The sequence below is a fragment of the Streptomyces asoensis genome, assembly GCF_016860545.1.
In the GTDB taxonomy this organism is placed as follows: domain Bacteria; phylum Actinomycetota; class Actinomycetes; order Streptomycetales; family Streptomycetaceae; genus Streptomyces; species Streptomyces asoensis.
Genome location: NZ_BNEB01000001.1, coordinates 589945 through 615281, shown reverse-complemented (window position 1 = coordinate 615281; position 25337 = coordinate 589945). Strand labels below are relative to the sequence as shown.

At 72.4% G+C, this 25337-nt stretch carries 19 protein-coding genes; 10 read left to right on the top strand and 9 right to left on the bottom strand.

Annotation, left to right across the window (positions count from 1 at the left end; translation table 11 throughout):
- Window positions 1–7 precede the first annotated feature (7 nt).
- Window positions 8–967 (bottom strand): metal ABC transporter substrate-binding protein, encoded by a 960-nt coding sequence (locus tag Saso_RS02650; RefSeq protein WP_189917564.1) that lies wholly within the window; start codon window positions 965–967, stop codon window positions 8–10.
- 206 nt (window positions 968–1173) lie between these two features.
- Here Saso_RS02650 and Saso_RS02645 point away from each other — a divergent pair, with 206 nt between their 5' ends.
- Entirely contained in the window at window positions 1174–2556 is a 1383-nt protein-coding gene (locus Saso_RS02645; RefSeq protein WP_189917562.1) for a glycine--tRNA ligase, read from the top strand.
- Between the two features lie 62 nt (window positions 2557–2618).
- Here Saso_RS02645 and Saso_RS02640 read toward each other — a convergent pair whose 3' ends face one another.
- On the bottom strand, window positions 2619–3011 hold the full coding sequence (locus Saso_RS02640; RefSeq protein WP_189917560.1) for a hypothetical protein: 393 nt from the start codon (window positions 3009–3011) through the stop codon (window positions 2619–2621).
- Between the two features lie 165 nt (window positions 3012–3176).
- Between Saso_RS02640 and Saso_RS02635 the strand changes: the two genes are divergently transcribed.
- Both Saso_RS02635 and Saso_RS02630 read left to right on the top strand, forming a co-directional pair.
- A complete protein-coding gene (locus tag Saso_RS02635; protein ID WP_189918508.1) occupies window positions 3177–4019 on the top strand; it encodes a helix-turn-helix domain-containing protein in 843 nt (280 codons plus the stop codon).
- Complete coding sequence (locus Saso_RS02630) at window positions 4001–4204, top strand: DUF397 domain-containing protein (RefSeq protein ID WP_189917558.1); 204 nt, start codon at window positions 4001–4003, stop codon at window positions 4202–4204. The genes Saso_RS02635 and Saso_RS02630 overlap by 19 nt, the downstream gene beginning before the upstream one ends.
- Here the strand turns inward: Saso_RS02630 and Saso_RS02625 are convergent.
- Window positions 4183–5295: an endonuclease/exonuclease/phosphatase family protein gene (locus tag Saso_RS02625; protein ID WP_189917556.1), complete on the bottom strand. Its 1113-nt coding sequence runs from the start codon at window positions 5293–5295 to the stop codon at window positions 4183–4185. The two genes, Saso_RS02630 and Saso_RS02625, sit on opposite strands and share 22 nt — an antisense overlap.
- 206 nt (window positions 5296–5501) lie before the next feature.
- Here Saso_RS02625 and Saso_RS02620 point away from each other — a divergent pair, with 206 nt between their 5' ends.
- From Saso_RS02620 to Saso_RS02605, 4 genes are all read left to right on the top strand, one after another.
- Complete coding sequence (locus tag Saso_RS02620) at window positions 5502–6512, top strand: aldo/keto reductase (RefSeq protein ID WP_189917554.1); 1011 nt, start codon at window positions 5502–5504, stop codon at window positions 6510–6512.
- A gap of 25 nt (window positions 6513–6537) precedes the next feature.
- The gene (locus Saso_RS02615) at window positions 6538–7134 is read left to right on the top strand and encodes a TetR/AcrR family transcriptional regulator (protein ID WP_189917551.1); all 597 of its coding nucleotides are present in this window, start codon (window positions 6538–6540) and stop codon (window positions 7132–7134) included.
- A complete protein-coding gene (locus tag Saso_RS02610) occupies window positions 7134–8054 on the top strand; it encodes a UTP--glucose-1-phosphate uridylyltransferase (protein ID WP_189917549.1) in 921 nt (306 codons plus the stop codon). Before Saso_RS02615 ends, Saso_RS02610 begins: the two co-directional genes overlap by 1 nt.
- Before the next feature lie 323 nt (window positions 8055–8377).
- Entirely contained in the window at window positions 8378–12112 is a 3735-nt protein-coding gene (locus tag Saso_RS02605; protein WP_189917547.1) for a hypothetical protein, read from the top strand.
- A gap of 27 nt (window positions 12113–12139) precedes the next feature.
- Here the strand turns inward: Saso_RS02605 and Saso_RS02600 are convergent, their stop codons facing one another.
- Entirely contained in the window at window positions 12140–12358 is a 219-nt protein-coding gene (locus Saso_RS02600) for a hypothetical protein (protein WP_189917546.1), read from the bottom strand.
- A 141-nt stretch (window positions 12359–12499) separates the two neighbouring features.
- Complete coding sequence (locus Saso_RS02595; RefSeq protein WP_189917544.1) at window positions 12500–13933, bottom strand: MFS transporter; 1434 nt, start codon at window positions 13931–13933, stop codon at window positions 12500–12502.
- A gap of 101 nt (window positions 13934–14034) precedes the next feature.
- Here Saso_RS02595 and Saso_RS02590 point away from each other — a divergent pair, with 101 nt between their 5' ends.
- Window positions 14035–14964, top strand: a complete 930-nt coding sequence (locus Saso_RS02590) for an MmyB family transcriptional regulator (RefSeq protein WP_229901000.1) — start codon at window positions 14035–14037, stop codon at window positions 14962–14964.
- Here Saso_RS02590 and Saso_RS02585 read toward each other — a convergent pair.
- Window positions 14954–16399 carry an MFS transporter gene (locus Saso_RS02585; RefSeq protein WP_189917542.1) on the bottom strand — a complete coding sequence of 482 codons (1446 nt, stop codon included), beginning with the start codon at window positions 16397–16399 and terminating at the stop codon, window positions 14954–14956. The genes Saso_RS02590 and Saso_RS02585 overlap by 11 nt on opposite strands.
- Before the next feature lie 152 nt (window positions 16400–16551).
- On the opposite strand from Saso_RS02585, the gene dusB reads away from it, so the two are divergent.
- Complete coding sequence (gene dusB, locus Saso_RS02580) at window positions 16552–17706, top strand: tRNA dihydrouridine synthase DusB (RefSeq protein WP_189917540.1); 1155 nt, start codon at window positions 16552–16554, stop codon at window positions 17704–17706.
- Between the two features lie 34 nt (window positions 17707–17740).
- On the opposite strand, the gene Saso_RS02575 is transcribed toward dusB, so the two are convergent.
- From Saso_RS02575 to Saso_RS02565, 3 genes are all read right to left on the bottom strand, one after another.
- On the bottom strand, window positions 17741–19777 hold the full coding sequence (locus Saso_RS02575) for a CDP-alcohol phosphatidyltransferase (protein ID WP_372442389.1): 2037 nt from the start codon (window positions 19775–19777) through the stop codon (window positions 17741–17743).
- 224 nt (window positions 19778–20001) lie between these two features.
- Window positions 20002–21951: an amylo-alpha-1,6-glucosidase gene (locus Saso_RS02570; protein ID WP_189917536.1), complete on the bottom strand. Its 1950-nt coding sequence runs from the start codon at window positions 21949–21951 to the stop codon at window positions 20002–20004.
- Window positions 21948–23627 carry an MGH1-like glycoside hydrolase domain-containing protein gene (locus Saso_RS02565; RefSeq protein WP_229900998.1) on the bottom strand — a complete coding sequence of 560 codons (1680 nt, stop codon included), beginning with the start codon at window positions 23625–23627 and terminating at the stop codon, window positions 21948–21950. Before Saso_RS02565 ends, Saso_RS02570 begins: the two co-directional genes overlap by 4 nt.
- Window positions 23628–23747: 120 nt before the next feature.
- Here Saso_RS02565 and Saso_RS02560 point away from each other — a divergent pair, with 120 nt between their 5' ends.
- Window positions 23748–24944: an ROK family transcriptional regulator gene (locus Saso_RS02560; protein WP_189917534.1), complete on the top strand. Its 1197-nt coding sequence runs from the start codon at window positions 23748–23750 to the stop codon at window positions 24942–24944.
- The last annotated feature ends 393 nt before the right edge of the window (window positions 24945–25337 follow it).

Sequence of the window (25337 nt, the reverse complement as noted above, 5' to 3'; positions counted from 1 at the left end):
GTAGAGATCACTTGGTACCCAGGGCCGTCTGGAGCGCCTTGAGGTTCGCCTGCTGGACCGAGAAGTAGTCCTTGCCCCTGGACTTCTCCGTGATGCCCTCGATCGGGTCGAGGACGTCGGTCCTGAGGTTCGCGTCGGAGGCGATCGTCTTCGCGGTCTTGTCGCTGACGAGCGTCTCGTAGAACACGGTCGTGACGCCGTCGGCCTCGGCCATCTTCTCAAGCTCCTTCACGCGCGCCGCGCTGGGCTCCGACTCGGGGTCGAGGCCGCTGATCGACTCCTCGGTCAGGCCGTAGCGCTCGGCGAGGTAGCCGAAAGCGGCGTGGGTGGTGACGAACACCTTGGTCTTCGTGCGGGCCAGCCCGTTGACGAACTCCGTGTTCAGGGCTCCGAGTTCCTTCACGAGGGCCGCGGTGTTCGTCCGGTAGTCGGCCGCGTGGTCGGGGTCCGCCTTCTCGAAGGCCTTGCCGACGCCCTCGGCGACCTGGGAGTAGCGCACCGGGTCCAGCCAGATGTGCGGGTCGAGGCCGGCGAGCTCCTCGTTCTCGTGGTCGTCGTGCTCGGCCGCGTGGCCGCCGACCTCGTTGCCGTGCTTCTCCAGCGTGGTGAGGGAGGCGGCGTCGATCTTGGTCTTGACCTCGGACTGGGCCACCGCGTCGTCGACGGAGGGCTGGAGGTTCTTGAGGTAGAGCACCGCGTCGGATTCCTGGAGCGCGGCGGTCTGCTTGGCGCTGATCTCCAGGTCGTGCGGTTCCTGGCCGGGTTCGGTGAGGCTGGTGACGTGCACGTGGTCGCCGCCTATCCGCTCGGCGAGGAAGGCCATCGGGTAGAACGACGCGACGACGTCGAACTTGTCCGTGTTGGCCGCGGCCGCGCTGTCGGAGGAGCAGGCGGAGAGGGTGGCGAGGCCGAGGGCGGTGGCCGCCGCGACCGCGGTGCCGGATATGAGGCGTCGTCGTACGTTCATGACAGTCATTTTCAACAAATATGGAAACCGTTGTCAACAAGGCGTCGGGTGAGGGCGGCTTAAGGGACCGGTAAGCCCGAAGGGCTGCGGTATGGCCCCCGGGAACGTGGTCCCGATTTGGTTGAGGGGGAGTCCCCGCCGGTACCCTGAAGTCTTCGCTGGAAGCACCTCGCTTCGTCGCCCGTCGTCGTTATGAAGAGAGCACCGTGGCCGCCGACAAGATCGACACCATCGTCAGCCTGAGCAAGCGCCGTGGCTTCGTATTCCCCTGTAGTGAGATCTACGGCGGCCAGCGCGCCGCCTGGGACTACGGACCGCTGGGTGTCGAGCTCAAGGAGAACCTGAAGCGTCAGTGGTGGCGCTACATGGTGACGGCGCGCGAGGACGTGGTCGGTATCGACTCGTCCGTCATCCTGGCCCCCGAGGTCTGGGTCGCCTCCGGTCACGTCGCCACCTTCTCCGACCCGCTGACCGAGTGCACCTCCTGCCACAAGCGGTTCCGCGCGGACCACCTGGAAGAGGCGTACGAGGCCAAGCACAACCGCCCGCCGGCCAACGGCCTGGCGGACGTGAACTGCCCCAACTGCGGCAACAAGGGCCAGTTCACCGAGCCCAAGCAGTTCTCGGGCCTGCTCTCCACCCACCTCGGTCCCACGCAGGACACCGGCTCCATCGCCTACCTGCGCCCCGAGACCGCCCAGGGCATCTTCACCAACTTCGCCCAGGTGCAGACCACTTCGCGCCGCAAGCCGCCGTTCGGCATCGCGCAGATGGGCAAGTCCTTCCGCAACGAGATCACGCCCGGCAACTTCATCTTCCGCACCCGCGAGTTCGAGCAGATGGAGATGGAGTTCTTCGTCAAGCCGGGCGAGGACGAGAAGTGGCAGGAGTACTGGATGGAGCAGCGCTGGAACTGGTACACCGGCCTGGGCCTGCGCGAGGAGAACATGCGGTGGTACGACCACCCGAAGGAGAAGCTCTCCCACTACTCCAAGCGCACCGCTGACATCGAGTACCGCTTCCAGTTCGGCGGCAACGAGTGGGGCGAGCTGGAGGGTGTCGCCAACCGCACCGACTACGACCTCTCCGCCCACGCCAAGGCCTCCGGCCAGGACCTCTCCTACTTCGACCAGGAGGCCGGCGAGCGCTGGACGCCGTACGTCATCGAGCCCGCGGCCGGTGTCGGCCGCGCGATGCTGGCGTTCCTCCTCGACGCCTACGTCGAGGACGAGGCGCCGAACGCCAAGGGCAAGCTGGAGAAGCGGACCGTTCTGCGCCTCGACCACCGCCTCGCGCCGGTCAAGGTCGCGGTCCTGCCCCTCTCCCGCAACCCCGAGCTGTCGCCGAAGGCCAAGGGCCTCGCCGCCGCGCTGCGCCAGAACTGGAACATCGAGTTCGACGACGCCGGCGCCATCGGCCGCCGCTACCGCCGCCAGGACGAGATCGGTACGCCGTACTGCGTGACCGTCGACTTCGACACCCTGGACGACAACGCGGTCACCGTCCGCGAGCGGGACACGATGAAGCAGGAGCGGGTCTCGCTCGACCAGATCGAGGGCTACCTCGCCGGCCGTCTGATCGGCTGCTGACCTAGCGTCCCCTCTTCACCGCCTGACGAGTGCCGGGTCCCTTCCGAGGGGCCCGGCACTCGTCATTCCCGGTGTTCCCGTTCCCGGTGACCGCGCAGCAGCACGTTCGCGTCCGTCTCGGCGCTGTAGTCGTGCGTGGCGCGGGCGCTCTCCCTGCGTGACGCCAGGTCCGCGCACTCGGCGCAGTCCGGCTCGGGCGCCGGCGGACGGGGCGTGCCGATACCGACCAGGAACGGCGCGTCCGTGCGGGCACGCCGGTTCGCCGCCCGCACGCCCGCGCTCAGCCGCTCCTCGGCGGTCGCCGGGCGCAGCGTCGCCGGGTCGGCCTGCCACTCGCGGCCGCCGCCGACGGGCCGCAGCATCGCGTAGGGCCCGGACCGGTCCTGGTACTCGCCGACCTTGTCCGCGGCGGGGTCGTAGAACAGGGCGCCCGGCTGGTGCTGGGTGTCACGCATGTCTTTCGCTCCTTTCACCCAACTAACATACTAATTGTGACCGTTGGGCTACTCTGCGTGGTGGGGGTCGTCGTCAGGATGACCCGTGGTCGAGGACGGCACACCGTCCACGTGGCACCACGCGACGCCGGGCGGCGCAAATTCCACAAATTCCGGAGGGGTGAGATGCCGTCGAGGCGGGTGATCACGGGACGCAGCCAGGAGCCCCGGCGGCGCTTCGCCGAGGAACTGCGCCTGCTGCGGACCGACAAGGGGGACAGCCTGCGGCAGCTGGAAGCGGTGCTGGGCTGGAGCGCGTCGACCTTCGGGAAGATGGAGGGCGGCCAGAGCCTCGGGGGCCCGGAGATCGTGGAGGCGCTGGACCAGCACTACGGCACGACCCCGATGCTGCTCACCCTGTGGGAGCTGGCGATGGCCGACCCGTCCCAGTTCAAGGAGCAGTACCGGCGGTACATGACATTGGAGGCGGAGGCGGTGAGCCTCTGGCAGTACTCGGTCAGCAGGCCACCGGGGTTGCTCCAGACCCCTGGGTACGCGCGTGAGGCGCTTGCGGCCGGTGGCCTGGAGGGAGGGGAGCTGGAACAGCAGGTGGAGGCGCGTGTGGGACGACGCAAGGTGCTGGACGAAGGGCAAGCGCCACCGTTCCGCGTGATCCTCTCCGAGACGGTGCTGCGCAACGCGCTGCGTGATTCCCGGGAGTGGCGTGGGCAGTTGGAGCATCTTGCGGCTGCTGCGGAGCTGCCGAACATCACCTTGCACGTGTTGCCGTTCGGCAGCGGACTGCACGGCCTCGACAGCACCGACTCCATGTTCCTGCGGCTGCCGGACGGCCGTACGGTGGCCTATACGGAAAATGACGTGCGAGGTGAACTGGTCGAGGAAGCAAGCAAGGTTGAACGCCTGCACCGCACTTATGATGCGGTGCGTGACCTGGCGCTGGGCCCTGCCGAGTCGCGGACGTTCATCCTGCGAGTGCTGGAGGAAGTGGCGTGCGAGCCATCGAACTGAGCGGTGCGTCGTGGCGCAAGAGCAGCTACAGCAACTCGGACGGCGGTAATTGCCTCGAGGTCGCCGACGGCGTGACCCCCCTCGTTCCCGTCCGGGACAGCAAGGATCCCGGACGGGGTGTGCTGGTGTTCGGGCCCCGGGCCTGGGGCCACTTCGTGCGCGCCTACAGGTCGACGTCCACGTAGAGGGCCGCGTGGTCGGAGGCCGCCGTGCCCTTGGAGGTCACCGTGTCGAAGGACTTGACGTCCTTCGCGAAGAGGCCGCGGGTCTCCAGCCCGACGTGCTGGACCGACGGCCACAGCTCGGGCGAGAGCAGCACGTAGTCGAGCTTGTCCTCCTCGCTCTTGCAGTCCCCGTGCGTGCCGGGCAGGCCGCGGTACGCGCGGTGACTCATCACGTCCCGCAGTCCGGTGTCCCGCAGGGCCGTGGCCGCGTCGCTGTCCGGGTGGTCGTTGAAGTCCCCGGCGACGACGACGTGCGGGGTGCGCTCCAGGGCGGCCCGGTAGATCTCCGCCACCCGCTTCGCCTGGGCCAGCCGCAGGGCGGGGTTGTCCTGGAACTTGCTCTTCAGGTGGTTGCCGAGGAGCACCAGGGGCGTCCCGTCGAGCTGGATCTCGAACTCGGGGCAGTCGCGGCTGAAGAGGCGCAGGTCCGGGCGGTCCGGGTCGTTGTCGAAGAGGTGGGTGCGCACCGACGTGACCGGGTGCCGGCTGAGGATGCCGATGTCGATGCCCCGGGGGTCGTTGCCGTCGATCAGCAGGGCGTAGGGGTAGGGCCGCCGGCCGAGCGCCCCGGCCAGCACCTGGGTGTTGAACCGCTCCAGGGTGAGACGGTCCTCGACCTCCACGGTGAGCAGGATGTCGGCGTCGACCTCCGAGACCACGCGGCCGGTGTTGCGGACCACGTTCATCTCGAAGTCGTCCTGCCCCAGTTCGGCCCAGCCGGCCCACGTGGAACGGCCCTTGGCGGTGACCTCGACACGGGTGCCCTTCCCCGTCCCCGTCGTCTTGAACAGCCCCGAGTCCTTGCCCGGACGTGACTGGTTCACGTAGATCGGCGGCGGGTCCTTCGGGTCGATGTCGTACGCCCGGTGCTTCTCGACGATACCGGCGATCTTCGTCTTGTCGTCCGCCGTGTACACGCTCTGGTCGAGGAGGGCGGTCAGCGTGGCGAAGTCGTCCAGGATCTCCTCGCGCTTCGCCGGGTCCTCGACGCGGAAGGCCGTGGGCCGGCGGAAGAGGTTCTCCGTGTTGAAGGTGGCGATGCGGATGCTCATGGCAGCCTCCATGGCGGCGCGAGGGGCCGCTCGGTCGGCGGCAGGCGCCGCCGGGGTGACTGCGCACCGACACCTCTCATTGTCCTCGGTGTGACCGGCCCGTCGACCTGGCGGAGCCCGGGAGAGGGGGACGCGGGATGCCCCGGATGACGAATTACAGCTGACAGATATTGAAATCTGTCAGGTGTCGTGCGAGGCTGGTACGCATGACGATGCGAACCCGTTCCCTCGGCACCACCGGTCCCCAGGTCTCCGCCCTCGGCCTCGGCTGCATGGGCATGTCCGCGCTGTACGGCGACGCGGACCGGACCGAGGGGATCGCGACGATCCACGCGGCACTCGAAGCCGGTGTGACCCTCCTGGACACCGGCGACTTCTACGGCATGGGCCACAACGAACTGCTGATCGGCGAAGCCCTGCGCACCGCTCCCGCCGCCCGGCGCGAACAGGCCCTGGTCAGCGTGAAGTTCGGCGCCCTGCGCGACCCGGACGGCGGCTGGAGCGGCTACGACGGCCGGCCGGCGGCCGTGAAGAACTTCGCCGCCTACTCCCTCCAGCGCCTCGGCGTCGACCACATCGACGTCTACCGCATCGCCCGGCTCGACCCCGACGTGCCGATCGAGGAGACGGTCGGCGCGATCGCCGAACTGGTCGAGAAGGGGTACGTCCGGCACATCGGCCTCAGCGAGGTCGGCGCCGCGACGATCCGCAGGGCCGCCGCCACCGCGCCGATCGCCGACCTCCAGATCGAGTACGCGCTGATCTCGCGAGGCATCGAGAAGTCGATCCTGCCCGTCACCCGGGAGCTGGGGATCTCCGTCACGGCGTACGGCGTGTTGTCGCGCGGGCTGATCTCCGGGCACTTCACCGCCGAGCGCAAGCTCGCCGCGAACGACTTCCGCGCCCACTCGCCCCGCTTCCAGGGAGACAACCTCCGCCACAACCTGGACCTGGTGGAGGCCCTGCGGAAGATCGCCGAGCAGAAGGGCGCCTCGGTCGCGCAGATCGCGATCGCCTGGGTGCTGGCCCAGGGCGAGGACATCGTGCCGCTGGTCGGCGCCCGGACCAGGGAGCGGCTGGCGGAGTCACTGGGCGCGCTGGACGTCGTCCTGGACGCCGCGGACCTCGCCGCGATCGAGGACGCCGTCCCGGCCGACGCGGCCGCCGGTGAGCGCTACTCGGCCGCCGCGATGGCCCACCTCGACAGCGAGCGCTGACCTCACCTCCAGGTACGGTCTGAACATGTCACCGACCACCGAGACCCTGACCGCCGAGCGCATCCTCGAGGCGACCGAGGACGTGCTGCGCCGCCACGGCCCGGCCAAGGCCACCGTGGTCGACGTGGCCCGCGCGCTCGGCGTCAGCCACGGCAGCGTCTACCGGCACTTCCGCACCAAGGCGGCGCTGCGGGCGGCGGTCACGAAACGGTGGCTGGACCGTACGTCCGAGACCCTGTCCGCCATCACCGCCGACGAGTCGCGCGCCCCGGGGACCCGGCTGCGCGACTGGCTCGCGGCCCTCTTCGAGGCCAAGCGCCGCAAGGCCGGTGACGACCCCGAGCTGTTCGCCACGTACATGGTGCTGACCGGGGAGACCGGCGAGGTGGTCGAGGAGCACCTCGCCGACCTCACCGGCCAGCTGACCCGGATCATCGAGGCCGGCGTGGCGTCCGGCGCCTTCACGGCCGCCGACCCGGCGACCACCGCCACCGCCGTCTTCCACGCCACCGGCCGCTTCCACGACCCCGGCTACCACCGGGTGTGGGAGCGGCCGGGAGCGCAGGAGGACTTCACGGCCCTCGTGGACCTGCTGCTGCGCGGCCTCGGGAGGGCGAGCTGATGCCCCCGACGATCCGACGGGCCGTGATCCCCGCCGCGGGCCTGGGCTCCCGGCTGCTGCCGCTGACCAAGGCGATCCCCAAGGAGATGCTCCCGGTCGGCGACAAGCCGGTGATCGAACACACCGTCCGCGAGCTGGTGGACTCGGGCATCACCGACATCACCATCGTGGTCTCCGGCGGCAAGAGCCTGATCCAGGACCACTTCCGGCCCAACCCCGCCCTGGTCGAGCAGCTGCGCGCCGACGGCAAGGACGCCTACGCGGACGCCGTCCAGGAGGTGGCCGACCTGGCCCGCCGGGGTCACATCACCTACCTGGACCAGCACGGCCCGTACGGCAACGGCACCCCCGTGCTGAACGCCGCCCGGTCCTTCGGCGACGAGCCGGTCCTCGTCCTGTGGCCCGACGACGTCTTCGTCGCCGCGACCCCCCGGGCGCAGCAGCTGATCCGCGCCTACGAGCAGACCGGCTGCCCGGTGCTCGCTCTGCTGCCGATGGACCCGGCCGACTCCCAGCGCTACGGCGTCCCCGTCGTCAAGGAGGACCTCGGCGACGGGACGCTGCGCATCACCGGCCTCGTCGAGAAACCCGACCCGGCCCGGGCGCCGTCGTCGTACGCGGCCATCGGCGGCTATGTCGTCACCCCCGGCATCATCGACGAACTGCGCGAGCAGACCCGCCGCTGGTACGAGCACCGGACCGGCGAGATCTACCTGACCGACGCCATCAACGCCTACGCCCGCGGCCGGGCGGTCTACGGCCAGGTCATCCAGGGCCGCTGGTACGACACCGGCAACCCGGCCGACTACCTGGTCGCCCAGTTCGCCCACGCCCTGGCGCACCCCGCGTACGGCCCCGTGCTGCGCGACCTGGTCAGCGACCTCGACGCCCCGGCCGCACAGCCCCGAGCAACCGGCTGAGCACCCGCAGCGCCGCCTCCCGCCGAACGGCCCTGCGCGACCAGACCGCGGGGAGGACGACGCCGGCGTAGAGCGCGGTGAAGACCAGGAGGAACGGGAGCAGGGGGAGGGACGTGAGCGTCATGGCGTTTCCTCCGGCGAGGTGAAGTGAGGAGCGGTGTCGTCCGGTGACGGCGATCGTGACCGGTTCCGGTGTCACGACCATCGCGCGTCCCGGCCGTACCGTGCGGCGATCCCGACCTCTTCCGAACTCCCGGTGTGACCCGCAGGTCAGGCCGTACGCTCGGGGAAGTCCGCCGAACCTCGCCGAAGGAGTGGGGGAGTTGACCGCACCACCCACGGGACCCGTAGCGGACTTCTGCGCCGAATTGAACCGGCTGGTGCGGATGTGCCCGGTCACGCAGAAGGACATCGCCGAGTCCCTGGGCCTGAGCCGGCCCTCGGTCAGCGAACTCCTCAACGGCCGGCGGCGCACACCTCCCGACTGGACCGTGGTGGGCGGGATCGTGGACCTGTGCGCGCGGCGGTACGGGACCTCGGCCCCACCGCCCCCCGGCGTACGGCTGGACGCGCGATGGTGGAAGAGCCGGTTGGAAGGGCTGGTGTGGACCTTCGAGTCCCGCCCGCCGCGCCCGGACGCCGTCCCGGGGCCGCACCCTCCCGCCGCCTCCGCGCGGACGGTCACGCCTGCCGAACTCCCCGAGACGACCGACGTCTTCGCCGCCACCGTGATGGACGCCTCCCGCGCGGTGCTCGTCCTCGCCCACGGCGACGACGACCTGGCGTACGCCATGAAGAAGCTCCTGGCCAACGAGGCCGAGCAGCACCATGCTCTGGGCGTCCTGCTGGACCGGTTCCCCGAGCGGGTGCGGGCGGCGCACGGCGTGCACCGGGCCGCGCTGCTCCAGGCCGCGCGCGTGGCGCTCGCCTCGGTGGCGGCGGCCGGCAGCGGCGTCCAGCCCTTCGTGCACGGCGGCAGACGGTCGGTCGTCGGCGGCGCGGCCCGGGCGTACGGCTGGCCCGCACACCCCGGGACGCCGGACGGCCTGCCCCCGCTCCCGGCCGACCCGGCCCTGCGCGAGAACATCGACCTCGCCAGGATCGAAGCCCCCCACGACCGGGCGGTCCTCGACGCCTACCGGGCACTCGCCGCCCCCCTCGCGGCCGACTGCCCCGAGTTCGCCGTGGCGGCCGGGCTGCCGTGCGACCTCGCCGGCGGGCACACCGGACTCGCCGGTCTCGGCGCGCTGCTGGCCCGCTTCGCCGGCCGGCCCGACCCGCCGCCCTCCGCCCGCCCGCTGCTGGACGGGCCGATCACCACCCTCGACGTCCGGGGGCCCGGCCTGCCCAGCCTGGCGGACGGATACGTCAACCCCCGCTACCGGCTGGCCGGGCCCGGTGGCGACGGCCTCCAGCAGGGTGCCGCCTCCGACAAGTGGTGGCAGGAACGCCCGTGCCACGAGGACCTCGAACGCTTCCTCGCCGCCCACCTCCTCGGCCTGCCCGCGCTGCTCGCGCCGCTGATCGTGCTCGGCCACCCCGGGGCGGGCAAGTCGCTGCTCACCAAGCTGCTGACGGCCCGGCTCCCGGCCACCGAGTTCCGCCCGCTCCGCGTGGAACTGCGGCACACGCCCGCCGACGCCGACATCCAGACCCAGCTCGAGCACGCGCTGCGGCGCGCCACCGGGCGGTCCGGGACCTGGCCCGACTGGGCCGAGCGGGAACCGGGCGCGATCCCGGTCGTCCTCCTCGACGGCTTCGACGAACTGCTCCAGGCGGGAGCCCAAAGACTCGACTCGGCGATGCAATGGGCCTACCTCCGCGACGTCGAGTGGTTCCAGCGCCGCGAGGCGGAGGCCGGGCGGCCGCTCGCCGTGATCGTGACGAGCCGTACCGTCGTGGCGGCCCGCGCGGAGATCTCGCAGCAGAGCCAGGTGGTGCGGCTGGAGCCGTTCGACACGTCGGAGGTCGAGCGCTGGCTCACCGCCTGGAACGCGACGAACCTGGCCTACCTGGAACGGCGCGGGCTGCGCCCGCTCACCCCCGACGTGCTCGCCCCGCACCGCGACCTGGCGGCGCACCCGCTCCTGCTGCTCATGCTCGCGCTGTACGACGCGGACGCGAACTCCCTGCGCCGGCTGCGCGACGAGGACATCAGCCGTACCGAGCTGTACGACCGGCTGCTCACGACCTTCGTCCGCCGCCAGCTCGTCAAGGACGGTCCACTGCCCGTCACCGTCGAACAGGGAGCGGTCCGGGCCGAGTTGCACCGGCTCTCGGTGATCGCCCTCGGGATGTTCCAGCGGGGTGCGCAGGCCATCACGGGCGGACAGGCCGAGGAGGACCTGCGGACGCTGGCGGACGGCGCCACCGGCGACGAACTGCTCTTCGGCCGCTTCTTCTTCGTCCACGAGGCCCAGGCCGTGGTCGCCGAACAGCGGCTGCGCAGCTATGAGTTCATGCACGCCACCTTCGGCGAGCACCTGACCGCGCGGCTCGTCGAACGGGCGCTGCGCGATCTGCCGGCCCGGCCCGAGGGTGCTCAGGAGCCCCCCGACGACGCCGACCTGTACGCCCTGCTCTCCTTCACCCCGCTCACCGACCGGGGCCAGATCGTGCAGAACCTCGCCGACATGATCTCCGGCTGGGAGCCGCCCGGGCAGCGCGAGGCCCTGCCCCGCCTGCTGGCCGGGCTCTTCGCCGGGATCCCCTGGGAGGCGCCCCACCGCCGGCCCCACGCGTACGCGCCCACCCGGCAGACGAGGGCGTACCGTGACGCCGTCTACGGCGCGAACCTGCTGCTGATCGGGGTGCTCGCGGCGGCCGGGGCCGGGGCCGGACTCCACGCGTCCGACTTCCTGGGCGCCGACGACCTCGTCGACCGGTGGCGCCGGCAGACGCTGCTGTGGCAGTCCCAGCTGTCGCGGGAGTCGTGGGACGTGTACACGTCCCTGCTGCGTCCGGAGCGGGTGTGGCGGGCGGCGGCGGGCGGCTCCGGCGGCGGGCCCCGCCCCGACCTGCGCCTCGGCACCGGGCGCGTGCCGTTCGTGCAGCACGACCTCGGCTGGCCCCTCGGGTTCGCGGACACCGGCGGGTCCGCCCCGCTCACCGTGGACGCGGGGGCGGAGGACGACGTGCCGAACGTGGCGCGCCGGGTGATGTTCGGCGGGGAGCGCGACGCGGAACTCCTGCTCGACGTCGTGCATCCCCTCCTGCACCGGCTCCCCAGCGCGCTGCGTACGCACGGCGCCGACCGGGACGGACACCTGCGCTCGGCGGGCCAGGCGCTGGCGGCCCTGCTCGCGCGCGACGTGTACGACGACGCGCTGCTGCCCGATCTCTACGTCAGATGCCTGAACGCCGTCCTCGCCCTGCCCGCGGGCGAGGCGGACCTCGTCCTCGAGGCGGTGTGCCAGCGGCTCGGCCACGACGCCGACGGGATGTCCGACGACGAACTCCACACCGTGATCGGGCATCTGAACGAATGCCTGGAGAGGGTCGGTGCCGGTTCGTCGCGGGCTGCCGTGGCGGTCTGCGTGGAGCGCGTGCTGGGACGCGGGGACCGGGCCCTCGGCGCGGAGGTCGCCGCGCTCCAGGCGTACGCCCTCCAGGACCCGCTGACCGACCCGGTCATGCTGGTGCGGCTGACCCGGGCGGGCCGCTCCGCAGCCTTCCTCGGCACGCTCCACCGCCGGGGACGCGACCGGCTCGTCGGCGTCTTCGACGCGTGCGTCGACGATCCCGTCCTCCCGGTCATCGCCGCCTGCCACCCCTTCGCCGTCATCGAACTGCTCCGCCTGGCCAGGGAGTTGGGCCTCGACGACTGGCTGGCCGCCCGTACGGCGGAGCTCCTCGTCCTCCTGCCCGACAACGCCTTCGGCCTGCTCCGCCCCTCCGACCTCGGATTCCTGCGCGACGCGATCCCGGACGGCGGGTACGCCTACGAGCGGGAGTTCACCGAGGTCGAGAAGTGCTTCCGCCCGAAACCCGGGCCGCGGGCGCACACCGGGCGGGGCCGCGCACCGGCGGAGCCGGGAGCCGGCCCGCGGCCCGCGTGAGCGGGGCCGTCGTCGACGGCGGGCGGGTCAGTGGGGGTCGCGGCCCTCCGTGGGGTCCACCGTCGCCTGGTGGGCCTGCGCGAGGTGCTCCTGCGCCTTCAGCCAGGGCAGGAACTGGGCCCCCTGGCGCCAGCCGCACGTGTCGCAGCTGATGGTGCGCTGCACGCCCGTGCGCCGGACCCTGACGACATGCTCGCGCCCGTGCCCGTCCCAGCGGCTCACCTTGCTCGCGTTGATCTCCGGCACGACGCCTCCCCGAATCCCGGCTGGCAAGGAGTGTGCAGCAATACCAACATCAACGGGGGCTCCCGCCCGCCGGGTTCACCGAGCCGTGCCGTGCCCGTGCCCGTGTCCGTGCCCTTGCGTGCCCGGACCGGGACGCCGCAGTCAGCCCACCGTGCGCGGCAGCCGCAGGCTCAGCAGCCCGGTCACCACGACCCCGCCCAGCTGCACGGCCAGCGTGACGACCAGGGCGTCCCGCATGCCCATCCCCGGGACCAGGGAGAGGAACAGGGTGCCGAGGGTGGCCACGCCCAGCGCCAGCGAGGTCTGCTGGGTGGTCACCATCACACCGCTGCCCACCCCGGCCCGGGCGGGCGGCACCTCGGACATCACGATCCGCATCACGACGGGCAGTTGCAGCGCCTGACCCGCACCGGCGACCGCAGCGCCCGGCAGCAGCGCCACGAGACCGAGGTCCGGCCAGTCGGCGCGCACTGCCAGCAGCAGGAGCACGACGCCCAGGGCCTGGAGGGCCGAGCCCGCCGTGACCACCCGTGTCCCGAACCGGGCGACCAGCCGCGGCCCGGCCAGGGAGACCAGGAAGAACGCCAGGGCCATCGGCGCGAGCGCGAGACCGGCCGGCACCGGCCCGAGGCCCGCCCCGCTCTGCAACGCCACGGCGATGACGAACATGAAGCCGCTGAAGCCGATCGAGAACGGCACCATGAGCGTCAGCCCGCGCCGCAACGGGGTCAGCGCGAACAGGCTCGGCGGCACCAGCGGGGTACGGCCCTGCCGGTCGGCCCGCCGTTCCACCGCGACGAAGGCGCCCGCCACCAGCGGGAACGCGGCCAGCGAGAGCCACGTCCACAGCGGCCAGCCCGCCGCCCGGCCCTCGGTGAGCGGGGCGAGCAGCGTGAGCAGGGCAGCGGCGAGGAGCACGGTGCCGGGTCCGTCCACGGGCTCGGGACGCGGCGAACGCGTCTCCGGGACGGACCTGACGGCGAGGACCAGCCCGACGACCACGACGGGTACGTTCACCAGGAACACGGACCGCCAGCCGCTCCCGGCGAGGTCCGCCGCGACCAGCACGCCGCCCAGGATCTGGCCCGCGACCATGGACAGGCCGGCGGTGGCGCCGTACAGGCTCATCGCCCTGGCGCGGCGCGGCCCCTCGGTGGACGACTGGATGGTGGCGAGCACCTGCGGGACCATCGCGGCGGCCGAGGCGCCCTGCGCGACGCGTGCCGCGACCAGCGACCAGGCGTCGGGGGCGAGCCCGCAGGCCAGCGAGGTCAGACCGAAGGCCGCCATGCCGCCCAGGAAGAGCCGGCGGCGGCCGAACAGGTCGCCGAGCCGTCCGCCCAGCACGAGCAGCACGGCGTACGCGAGCCCGTACCCGGCGACGACGAGTTCGAGCACGGACTCGCTCGCGGCCAGGTCCCGGCCCATCGAGGGCAGGGCGACGTTGACGATGAAGAAGTCGATCAGAGGGAGTGCCGCGGCGAGCAGAACGGTGAACAGCCCGAGCCGGCCGAGCGCGCGGGGTGCCGCGGCCGTCCGCGCGGCGGCTGGGGTGGTGATGATGGTTTCGGTCACGCCGTCGAGCCTGCGCCGCCGCCCAGGGGGGTACCAGAGTCTCCTTGTCCTGGTAGCGGGAGTACCTGGCAACAGGATCCGCGAGGCGTCACCCTGGAGGCATGACGACGACGACCCGGCGCGGAGCGGGCACCGAGGAGGCAACCGGTCCGGCCGCGCGGGCGGCCGGCGGTTCGGAGATCCGGCGCCACGAGCTGGCCGTCTTCCTGCGCAGCCGCCGCGAGCGGATCACCCCCGAGCAGGTCGGCCTCCCGCGCGGAGCGCGCCGCCGCACCCCGGGTCTGCGGCGCGAGGAGGTCGCCCATCTCTCGGCGGTCGGCGTCACCTGGTACACGTGGCTCGAACAGTCCCGGGACATCCAGGTATCGGTGCAGGTCCTGGACGCCCTGGCCCGTGCCCTGCTGCTCGACCCGAGCGAACGGGCCCACCTCTTCCAGCTCGCCGCCGCGACCGACCCGACCCCCGCGTCGTCGTGCACCGGCGTCACCGACGCCGTACGGGAGCTCCTCGACCAGCTCGACCCGCTGCCCGCCTGTGTGCAGAACAGCCGCTACGACATCCTCGCCTACAACCGCACCTACGCCCATCTGCTCTGCGACCTCGACGCCGTCCCGGCCGAGGACCGCAACTGCATGATCCTCATCCACACCGACCCGCAGTGGCGCGAGGCGGTCGTCCACCTCGACGAGTCGATGCGCCTCATGGCGGCGAAACTGCGCGCCTCCATGGCCGGACACCTCACCGAGCCCGCCTGGAAGATGCTCGTCGCGCGGCTGAAGGCGGAGTCCCCCGAGTTCCGGGAGAACTGGGAGCGCTACGAGGTCGTCGCGAACCGCAGCAAGACCAAGCAGTTCCGCAACGCCCGGGTGGGTCTGCTCAACCTCACCCACACGGACCTCTGGCTCAGCCCGGAACTCGGGGCGCGCATGGTGACGTACGCACCGGCGGACGCGACGACGCGGGAACGGCTGGAGAAGCTGTACGCCCTCGCCCTGGAGCTGCCGTCCGCCGGGAGCGGGCTCAGGCGCTGACGCCGGTCGCTTCCCGGATCTCCGGGGCCGCGAGCCGCCGCGCGGCCCGCTCCGCCGTGCCCCGCGCCCACGCACCGGTGGTGACGGCGCCCAGGACGAGGACGACGAGCCCGCAGCCCGCGAGGATCCACCAGCCGGGGACGGAGGCGGAGACGAAGGTGTCCCGGTACGCCGAGGCGCTCACGCCGGTCGCCAGGACCGCGCCGATCACCGCGACGCCCAGTGTCTGGCCCAGCTGGCGGCTGGTGGAGGCGACGGCCGCCGCGAGCCCCGCCTGGCCGCGCGGCATGCCCGACACCGCAGTGTTCGTGATCGGTGCGTTCACGAAGCCGAAGCCCACCCCGAACAGCACGTACCCGAGGAACAGCGTCACGTCGGACGTCTCCGCCTCGAACACGGCGAACAGCAGCCCGCTCACGGTGATGGCGGCGCCCGAGATCAGCAGCGGCAGCCGCGGTCCCCGGCTGCCGACCAGCCGGCCGGACAGCGGGGCGCACAGGAACGTCGGCACGGCCATCGGCAGCATCCACAGCCCGGCGTGCAGGGCGTCCAGACCGCGGACGTTCTGGAGGTACAGCGTGGACAGGAACAGGAACCCGCCCAGCGCGGCGAACGCGCTGACGGCGACGACCGTCGCCCCGCTGAACGGCGCCGAACGGAAGAAGCGCAGGTCGATGAGGGGTTCGACGCGCCGGCGTTCGTACCACAGCAGCCCGGCCAGCGCGGCCAGCGCCACCGCCGCGAAGGGGGCGCTGACCTCCGCGCCCGCCTCGGGCGCCTGGATGATCGCGTAGGTGAGCGGTCCGAACAGGGCGATGACCAGCAGCTGTCCGACCGGGTCGGGGCGGCGGGGCTCGGGCGCGCGGGACTCGGGGACGTGGCGCAGGGTGGCGAGCAGGGCCACCAGGCCGACCGGCAGGTTGATCCAGAAGATCGACCGCCAGCCGACGGACTCCACCAGCAGCCCGCCCAGCAGCGGGCCCGCGGCCATCGAGATGCCCACGACCGCGCCCCAGACGCCGATGGCCCGGGCGCGGTCCCGCGGGTCGGTGAACGTGTTGGTGATGATCGACATGGCGACCGGGTTCAGCATCGACCCGCCGACCGCCTGCATCATCCGTGCCGCGACGAGCAGTTCCAGGTTCGGGGCGAGCGAGCAGAGCAACGAGCCCAGCGTGAAGACCACCAGGCCGGCCATGAAGACCTTCTTGCGGCCGATCCGGTCGGCGGTCGAGCCCGCCAGCATCAGCAGCATGGCCAGGACGAGCGTGTACGCGTCGATCGTCCACTGGAGACCGGCGGTGGAGGCGTGCAGGTCGCTCTGCATCGCCGGCAGGGCGACATTGAGGACGGTGACGTCGAGGCTGACGATCAGCAGGCTCATGCAGCAGATCGACAGGACCAGCCGACGGCGGCGAGGGCTGAGCTCGGGCATGCGGACCATCGTACGCCCGAATCAATAGTGCGCCTAACTAATGGTCGTTACATGATCCGAGGGTGAGCGGCCGCGGTCCGACGGTGACCGCGGGGGAGCGGGCCGGGGAGAAGTGCGGCGGGGCACGCCGTCCGATGCGTGACAATGGGTGGATGTCCACGACCGCGCCCGCGCAGAACTCGACCCTCCGGATCGGCCCGCACCACGTCACACCGCCGGTCGTCCTGGCCCCCATGGCCGGGATCACCAACGCTCCGTTCCGGACCCTGTGCCGGGAGTTCAGCGGCGGCAAGGGCCTCTTCGTGAGCGAGATGATCACCACCCGGGCGCTGGTCGAACGCAACGAGAAGACCATGCAGCTGATCCACTTCGACGCGACCGAGAAGCCGCGCTCGATCCAGCTGTACGGCGTCGACCCGGCCACCGTCGGCAAGGCCGTCCGCATGATCGCGGACGAGGGCCTCGCCGACCACATCGACCTCAACTTCGGCTGCCCCGTCCCCAAGGTGACCCGCAAGGGCGGCGGCTCCGCGCTCCCCTTCAAGCGCAACCTGCTGCGCGCGATCCTGCGGGAGGCGGTCAGCGGCGCCGGGGACCTCCCGGTGACCATGAAGATGCGCAAGGGCATCGACGACGACCACATCACCTACCTCGACGCCGGGCGCATCGCCGTCGAGGAGGGCGTCACCGCCATCGCGCTGCACGGACGCACCGCCGCCCAGCACTACGGCGGCACCGCGGACTGGGAGGCCGTCGCCCGCCTCAAGGAGCACGTCCCCGAGATCCCCGTCCTCGGCAACGGCGACATCTGGTCGGCGCAGGACGCGCTGCGCATGGTGCGCGAGACGGGCTGCGACGGCGTGGTCGTGGGCCGTGGCTGCCTCGGCCGGCCGTGGCTGTTCGCCGACCTGGTGGCCGCCTTCGAGGGCCGCACGGACGACATCGCCCGCCCGTCCCTGCGCGAGGTCGCCGACGTGATGGTCCGGCACGCCACCCTGCTCGGCGAGTGGATCGGCGACGAGCCCCGCGGGGTCGTCGACTTCCGCAAGCACGTCGCCTGGTACCTCAAGGGCTTCGCCGTCGGCTCCGAGATGCGCAAGCGGCTGGCCGTCACCTCGTCCCTCGCCGAACTGCGCGCCGGCCTCGACGAGCTGGACCTCGACCAGCCCTGGCCCGCCGGCGCCGACGGCCCCCGCGGCCGCACCTCCGGCAACAACAGGGTCGTGCTGCCGGACGGCTGGCTGAAGGACCCCTACGACTGCGCGGGCGTCGGCGAGGACGCGGAGCTGGACACCTCGGGCGGCTGAGGCGCCGCCGCAGACCCGGCGCTTCGAGGGGCGCTCAGCCCTTGGACGGGTGCGCGGTCGAGCCGTACGCCGTCAGGAAACGGTCGCGGAACGAACTCATCTTCCACACCGGGGCGTCGTGGGCCGGCCGCAGACCGTCCGTCCAGTTCCAGGAGGAGATCTTGTCGAGGACCTTCGGGTCCTTGGCGACGATCGACACCGGCACGTCCCGGCTGGCGTTGTTGCCGCTGACCCGGGAGATCGGCTGGTGGTCGCCGAGGAAGACCAGGACGGTGTCCTCGGTGCCGTAGCGCTCCAGCCACTCGGTGAGCGCGGTCACCGAGTACTGGATCGACTTGCCGTACTCCGCCTTGGACTTGGCGGAGTCGGCGATGACGTCGGACGCCTTCTGGCCGGCCGCCTCGATGCCCTTGAACACCGAGCCGTCACCGAGGTCGTCCCAGCCGACCATCTTCGGGATCGGCGCCCAGGGCTGGTGGCTGGAGGTCAGGATGATCTCCGACATCAGCGGCTTGTCACGGCCGGCGCGGCCGTGCTCCAGCCGCTGGAACGCTTCCAGCGCGTACTGGTCGGGCATGGTCGACCAGCTGAACTTCGGCCCCTGGTACCCCATCTCGAAGGCGTTGTAGACCTTGTCCAGGCCGTAGAACTTCGCCTCGGGCCAGCCCTTCTGCACGCCCGGCATGATGCCGACCGTGTCCCACGCGCCGCTCTTTTGGAACGCCTTGGTCAGTGAGAGGTGGTCGCTGGCCATGACCGTGCGGTACCGCTGCTGGGTGTCGACCCAGAGCCCCGACAGGGTGGTGGAGTGGCCGAGCCAGCTGCTGCCGCCGTACGTCGCCGAGGTCAGCCAGCCGCTCTTCGCGCTGAAGCCGGCCTTCGCCAGCGCCGCGGTGCGGGTGGCGAGCGTCTCGTCGACGCCCGGCGCCATACCCGCGTCCTCGATGGCACTGCGGCCGTAGCTCTCGATGAACGTGAAGACGACGTCCTTGCCCCGCAGGTCCGGCAGGAGCTGGGCGGCAGGGGTGGCGCCGAACGTGTCGCTGCGCGCCACCTTCCCGAACTCGGCCTCGTCCTTGAGGGTGTCGCGCACCCGCCCCGCCTCGGAGGCGATCGTCCCCGCGACCCGGTCGGAGGCGATGGGACCCCCGGCGATCTGAAGCCCGAGGACCGAGCAGGTGATCCAGGCGGTGCCCGCGATCAGCGTGCCCCTGGTCGCCCGCCGGGTGTCCCGCACCAGCAGGTTGCTCAGCCGGACCGTCGCGGCCGCCATGACGAACAGCACGAGGACGACGAGCAGGGCCAGCCCGATCGACGCGGCGACGGCGACGACCCCGCCCAGTGTGTCCGCCACGTACGACTGCGCGTCGCTGAGCAGGGTCCAGTCCAGGACGACGTTGAAGTCGCGGCCCAGGTACTCGACGAACTGCATGTCGAGCACGTTGAGTATGGTCACCGCGCCGAGCACCGTACCGGCCAGCGCCGCCAGCGCCACCCGGGGTCTGCGCGGCAGCGCCAGCACGAGCGCCGCGCCGATGATCGCCTCACCCGGCAGCCGCAGGAACTGGCTCGTGTGCAGGGCGAAAAGACGATTGGGCAGCAGCAGCGCCCCGAGCACCAGCACGGCGGAGGCGACGGTCGCCGTCCACCACACCACCCGGGCGGCCCGGGCATGCCGACTCCGCCAGTCCCGCCAGTGGGCGACCCGCGCCCGCACCCCACGCGGCCGCGCCCCGACCACGCCGGGCACCTCCGTCGCCTCGGCGGCTTCGGCCGCGCCGGGCCTCACGCCCGCCTTGCCGGTCTCGGCCGCGTCGGGCGTCTCTGTCGCCCCGGCGGACCTGGTCGCCTCTGCCGTCTCCGGCGCGGCGGAGGTCTCGGAGGTTGCTGCCGGGTCGGGCGCCTCGGGCGTCTCCCTCGCCTCTGCCGTCTCGCCGGCTTCGGCTGTCTCGGCCGTCTCCGTCGCTTCGGCGCTCGCGGAGTTCTCGGTGGCTCCTGCCGCCGGGGTCGCCTCCGGAGAAGCGGTGTCCGCCGGGGGCGCGGGCTCGGTCTCCGGGTGCGCGGTCGTCACGGTGTCGTCCTCGGGGTCTTTCCGTGCAGGCGGCTGGGATGAGCGAGTGGAGACAGGCACCCGAAGGTCCTTCCGTACGAAGCCCGGCGGTTCGGCGGATCCGGCGCGGGCCGGATCCGTCACAGTTTCGTACGGCGTGCTCGCGGCCCGCGTTCAGCCCCCCTCGGCCAGCGCTCGGCAAACACCACGCAAACGCCACGCCAAGCAGCCCGACGGGGCCGCGGTCACGCGCCCCCGACCGCCGTGAGCAGCGCCAACGGGGCCGCCGCCGAACGGGACTCCCGTACACACGCGTGCGGGTACGGTACCGGCTCCGCGTGGGTGTCGCGGCCGTACCCCGCGAGAACCTCGGGGAGCCGGTGCCCGGTCGCCGTCGCCGCGTCGACCAGCGCGTGGGCGACCGTACGGGCCTCGTCGTGCAGACCGTAGCGGGCGAGGCCCAGCGTGAGCAGCGCGTTGTCGTGCGGCCAGACCGAACCGCGGTGGTACGAGAGCGGGTGGTACGCCGGCTGCCCGGCGGCCAGGGTGCGCACGCCCCAGCCGGAGAAGAAGTCCGGCTCCAGCAGCCGCCTGCCGACGGCTTCCCCGTACTCCTTGTCCAGCAGCCCCGACCACAGCAGATGCCCGGCGTCCGAGGCGAGCGCGTCGACCTGGCGGCCCTCCCCGTCCAGGGCGAGCGCCGGGAAGGAACGGTCCCGCATCCAGAAGTCCCGCTGGAACCGGTCCCGCAGGTCGGCGGCGGCCTGCTCCAGCAGGGCCGCGTACTTCTCGTCCTCCCACACCGTGCGCGCCAGCCACGCCGTGCGGCGCAGCGCGTCGTACGCGTAGCCCTGGGCCCCCGCCGCCATGACCGCTCCGGTCGCGCGGGTGCCGTCCGCGGAGCAGATGGCGCCGGGGGAGTCCTTCCAGTTCTGGTTGGCCAGACCGCCCTGGTCGGCCCGGTAGACGAGGTAGCCGCGCGAGGTGAGCCCGCCGTGGTCCAGCATCCAGCTCACCGCCGCGCGGGCGTTCGGCTCCAGCCTGCGGCCCGTCGCCGTGTCACCGGTCCGCTCCACGTACGCGCCCAGCAGGACGAGGAACAGCGGGGTCGCGTCCACCGAACCGTAGTAACGCCCGTACGGGACCTGCCCGAAGTGGGCGAGTTCGCCGTGCCGTACCTCGTGCACGATCTTGCCGGGCTGTGCCACCGACTCCGGGCCCGTCTCCGTGGCCTGGGCGGCCGCGAGCGCGAGCAGCGTGGCGGCGGCCGGACGGGGGTGGTAGGGCAGGACGAAGAGCGAGGTGAGGAGGGCGTCACGGCCCAGCAGCGTCAGGAACCAGGGCGCGCCGCCCGCCGGCACGAGCAGGTCCTCGCCGTCCGGGCCGTCGGCCCGGACCTGGAGCGCGGCCAGGTCGGCCAGTCCGCGCGCACAGGCGGCGGCCAGTTCGGGCCAGCCGGTCGGGAACGCCACCCCCTCCACGAACGCGTCCTCCCGCGCGAGGAGTTGGCCGGTCACGGAGGCGGGCGAGCGGGGCACCCGCAGGGTCCGCCGCTCCCCGTGCGGCCGGGCCATCACCCGCAGGGTCAGCTCGGCGCAGCCGTGCGCTTCGAGCTCCAGTGTCCACACCAGCCGGCGGGCACCGGTGCCGGTCTCCTCGACGGCGTCCGGCACGGGCTCGGCCGTCACCGTCGTGCAGGACCGCCACTCGCCGCGCCGGTAGGTGAACTCCACGCCGTCGTCCAGGACCTGGCGGCGGCGGACCACCCCGGTCTTCGCGTACGTCCGGTGGTCGGAGCGCAGTTCGAACTGGTCGGTGAAGTCGGCGTCGGCGGTGACCGCGAGGCGGACCGTCGTGGGCACCGGCCGGTTGCTGACGACCCGCAGCGACTCCACGAACGCGCTGTCACCGACGGCCTGTTCACGGAAGAGCGTGCAGGACGGCGGCTCGTTGCGGCCGCCGCGCGGGACGAGCACACACCGCGTGGTGTCCCCGTCCGCGACCGGGGAGAGCACCTCCGGTACCGCGCCGTCGACCGTCAGCTGCCAGCGGCTGAGGTGCCGGGCGTCCCGCACGAACAGCCCTTCGGGCGACCCGGCGGCCGCCCCCGGGCCGGGTACGCCGCTGATGTCCCCGCGATCGCCCACGGCGGCGAACGTCCCGCCGTACACGAGCAGATGATGCCGGTCCGTCATCCCCGGTCCCCTCCCTCGATAGCCGTGGCATCCGCGCCGGCCGCGCTGTCCGGACCGGTCGTGCCACCCGTGCCTGATGTCCTGCCTGGTGCGGTCGTGCCTGCCGTGCCTGCCGTGCCTGCCGTGCCTGCCGTGCCTGCCGTGCCTGCCGTGCCTGTGGTGCTTGCGGTACCTGCCGTGCCCGACGTCATGCCCGGCGGCTCGTCCGGCGGTTCGTCCGGCGTGGTGCCGTCGTCGTGCAGCAGGTCGAGGGTGAGGGCCGCGGTCCAGCTGAAGCCGGTCGCGCCGCAGGCCTCGCCCGTGAACGGGTCGACGTACTCGGCGAAGTCCGAGCCTGCCGCGACGTCCACCACCGCCCGGCGCAGCGCGTCCGCGTCGGCCCGTGCGCCGTGCGCCCTGAGCCCCCGCTCCAGCAGCCAGCTCGTGTTGAACCAGGCCGGGCCCCGCCAGTAGCGGTGCGGGTCGAACGCCTCGCCGCGCAGGTCGTAGCTGGGGACCAGACGGGTGGCGGTGCCCAGGCCGAAGTGCGGCCCGCGCAGGGTCCGTACGAGCCCCGCGGCCACCTCGCGCGGCAGGCCGGGCAGCAGCAGGGGCACGAGACCGGAGACGCCCCGCTCGGGGACCAGCGCGCCGGCCGGCCCGCGCGGGCCGTGCCGGTCGCCCGAGCCGTGCGGATCGTGCAGGTCGCGGCAGAAGAACATCTCCTCCGCCGGGTCCCACAGCCGTTCGACGAGCGCCGCGGTCAGCCGCTCCGCCCGTGCGTGGCGGGCCGTGCCGGTCGCCCCCAGTTCGTGGGCGATGTGCGCGAGCGCGTGCTCGGAGGCGATGAGCAGCGCGTTGAAGGAGGGGTCCTCGACGGCGAACTCCCCGCCCCCCGGGCCGGTCCCGCCGTCGCGGTAGCCGCCGTCCCGGTACTCCGCGGCCAGCCGTACGTACCGCCCGTAGTCCAGATCCGTCGGACGGTCCTCGGGGGCGCCGTGGTCGAGGTCGGCGCGCCGGAAGGAACGGGCCGGGGCCGGCGTCACCCGGGAGAGCGGAGCGTCCCAGCTCGGCGCGTTGTCCATGCCCTGCTCCCAGGGGTGGACGACGGACACCAGCCCGCCGCCGCCCAGGTCGCGCCGGTGCAGCAGATAGCGGTGCCAGGCGGCCAGCCGGGGATACATCCGGCCCAGGAAGCCGCGGGCGCGGGAGAGCCCCGGGTCGGCGCGGTGCACCAGCCAGGCCGCGAGGGCGTGCACCGGTGGCTGCACGATCCCGGAGGTCTGTACGGTGCGCGGGGCGCCCGCAGCGCGCCCCGCGGTCGAGGAGCGCCAGAAGTCGGGGCTCGGGAAGTACGCGTCGAGCGGTACGGAGGGGTTGAAGACGATGTGCGGGACGCGTCCGTCGCCCCACTGGGCGTCCAGCAGCGTCTCCAGCTCCGTCTGCGCCCGGCGCGGTGAGACGTGCCGCAGGCCGATGGCGACGAACGCCGAGTCCCAGGACCACTGGTGCGGGTACAGACCGGGCGAGGGAACCGTCGAGGACCCGGTCCAGTTGTCCGCCAGCACCTGCGCGGCCCGGCGGCTCGCCGGCCCGGTGCGCGGCGCCCCGAGGTGCGGCGGACCCGGCGGGGTACCCGGATCGTATGCGACGGCGTGCTGCGCCGGCCGGGCGACGAGCTGGGCGGTGCGATCCACTCGGGGCTCCCCGAAGACGACTGGGCCGGCTGCTGCGGCAGCGGCTACCGTAGGGTTACGTCTATTTAACACGCAAAACTCAATATGTAATGCAGGCTTGGGAAACACAAGGGGGTGCGCATGACGGGACGAGGCCAGGGCAGTGCCGGCGATCTGCTCGAACTGGTGCGCAAGGGGCGGGCGACGACACGCGGGGCCCTCCAGCAGGCCACCGGCCTCTCCCGTGCCACGGTCGGGCAGCGCCTGGACCGGCTCTTCCGCGCGGGCTGGCTGCGCGAGGGGGCCGGCGGTCCCGTCGACTCGCCGCTGGGCGGCCGCCCGTCGATCACCCTCGAGTTCGACGACGCCCACGCCGTCGTCCTGGCGGCCGACCTGGACACCCGCCACGCGCGGGCGGCCGTGCTCACGCTGACCGGGGAGCTCCTGGCCGAGCACGGCGGCACGCTCGTGGTCGAGGACGGGCCGGAGGCGGTGCTCGGCGAGCTGGCCGGCTGGTTCGCCCGGCTGCTGGAGAAGGCCGGTCACGGACCGGACGAGGTGTGCGGCATCGGCCTGGCGGTGCCCGGCCCCGTCGACAGCGAGACCGGCCGCGTCGTCCAGCCGCCGATCATGCCCGGCTGGGACGGCTACGACATACGGGGCCGGCTCGCGCGGGCGTTCACGGAACACACCGGTGCGCCCGCCCTCCCCGTGCTCGTCGACAACGACGCGAACCTCATGGCGTACGGCGAACAGCGCACCGCACATCCCGACTGCTCGGCGTTCGTCCTGGTCAAGGTGTCGACGGGCATCGGCGCGGGGGTCGTGGTCGACGGCTCGATCTTCCGCGGCGTCGACGGCGGGGCCGGCGACATCGGGCACATCCGGGTGGGTACGGAGGCGCTGTGCCGCTGCGGCTCCCAGGGCTGTCTCGCGGCGGTGGCCAGCGGCGGCGCCGTGGCGCGCAGGCTCGCGGAGTCGGGCGTCCCCGCGTCCTCGGGCTCGGACGTGCGCGACCTGCTCGCCGCCGGACATCCGGAGGCCGCCGCGCTGGCCCGCGAGGCGGGCCGTCAGGTCGGCGACGTGCTGGCGACCGTCGTCACGCTGCTCAACCCCGGCGTCCTGATGATCGCCGGGGACCTGGCCGGCACCGCTTTCCTCACCGGGGTGCGCGAACTGCTCTACCAGCGCGCGCTGCCGCGCTCCACGGCCCGACTGGAGGTCGTGACCTCGCGGCTGGGCGAGCGGGCGGGCCTGGTGGGAGCGGGTGCGCTGGTCGTGGAGCACCTGTACGCGCCGGAGCGCGCGGAGGAGCGGTTGCTGGCGCTCGGGGTCTGAGGGACGCTCGTGGGACGGGTATCCAAGCGCCTGCCGGCGCCTGCGGGTGCGTCCGCATCGTGAAATCCCGGCGCCCGCCGGACCGTGACGGCGGCGTGATTCTCGCCACCCCTGAGGGGGGAGATGCTCAGATGAGCGGATCAAGAGCGCCTGCACTTCCTCAAAGGGTGGCACTCAGTGCCATCCCTTGATCGTTCATCGATCGAAATCAATCGTGTCCCGCACTGCTCATCTGAGCGTAAAATTGCGTCCAGGGCAGAGGAGTGTGTTCAAGAAGTGAAAACACGAACGGCCGTCCGCTTGCCAAGCCTTGACTTTCGATCCGCTGGCGGACGGCTGGTTACGGGCACATGACGCGCGAGTGGACGTACCCAGGAGCCTTTGATCTGGGTA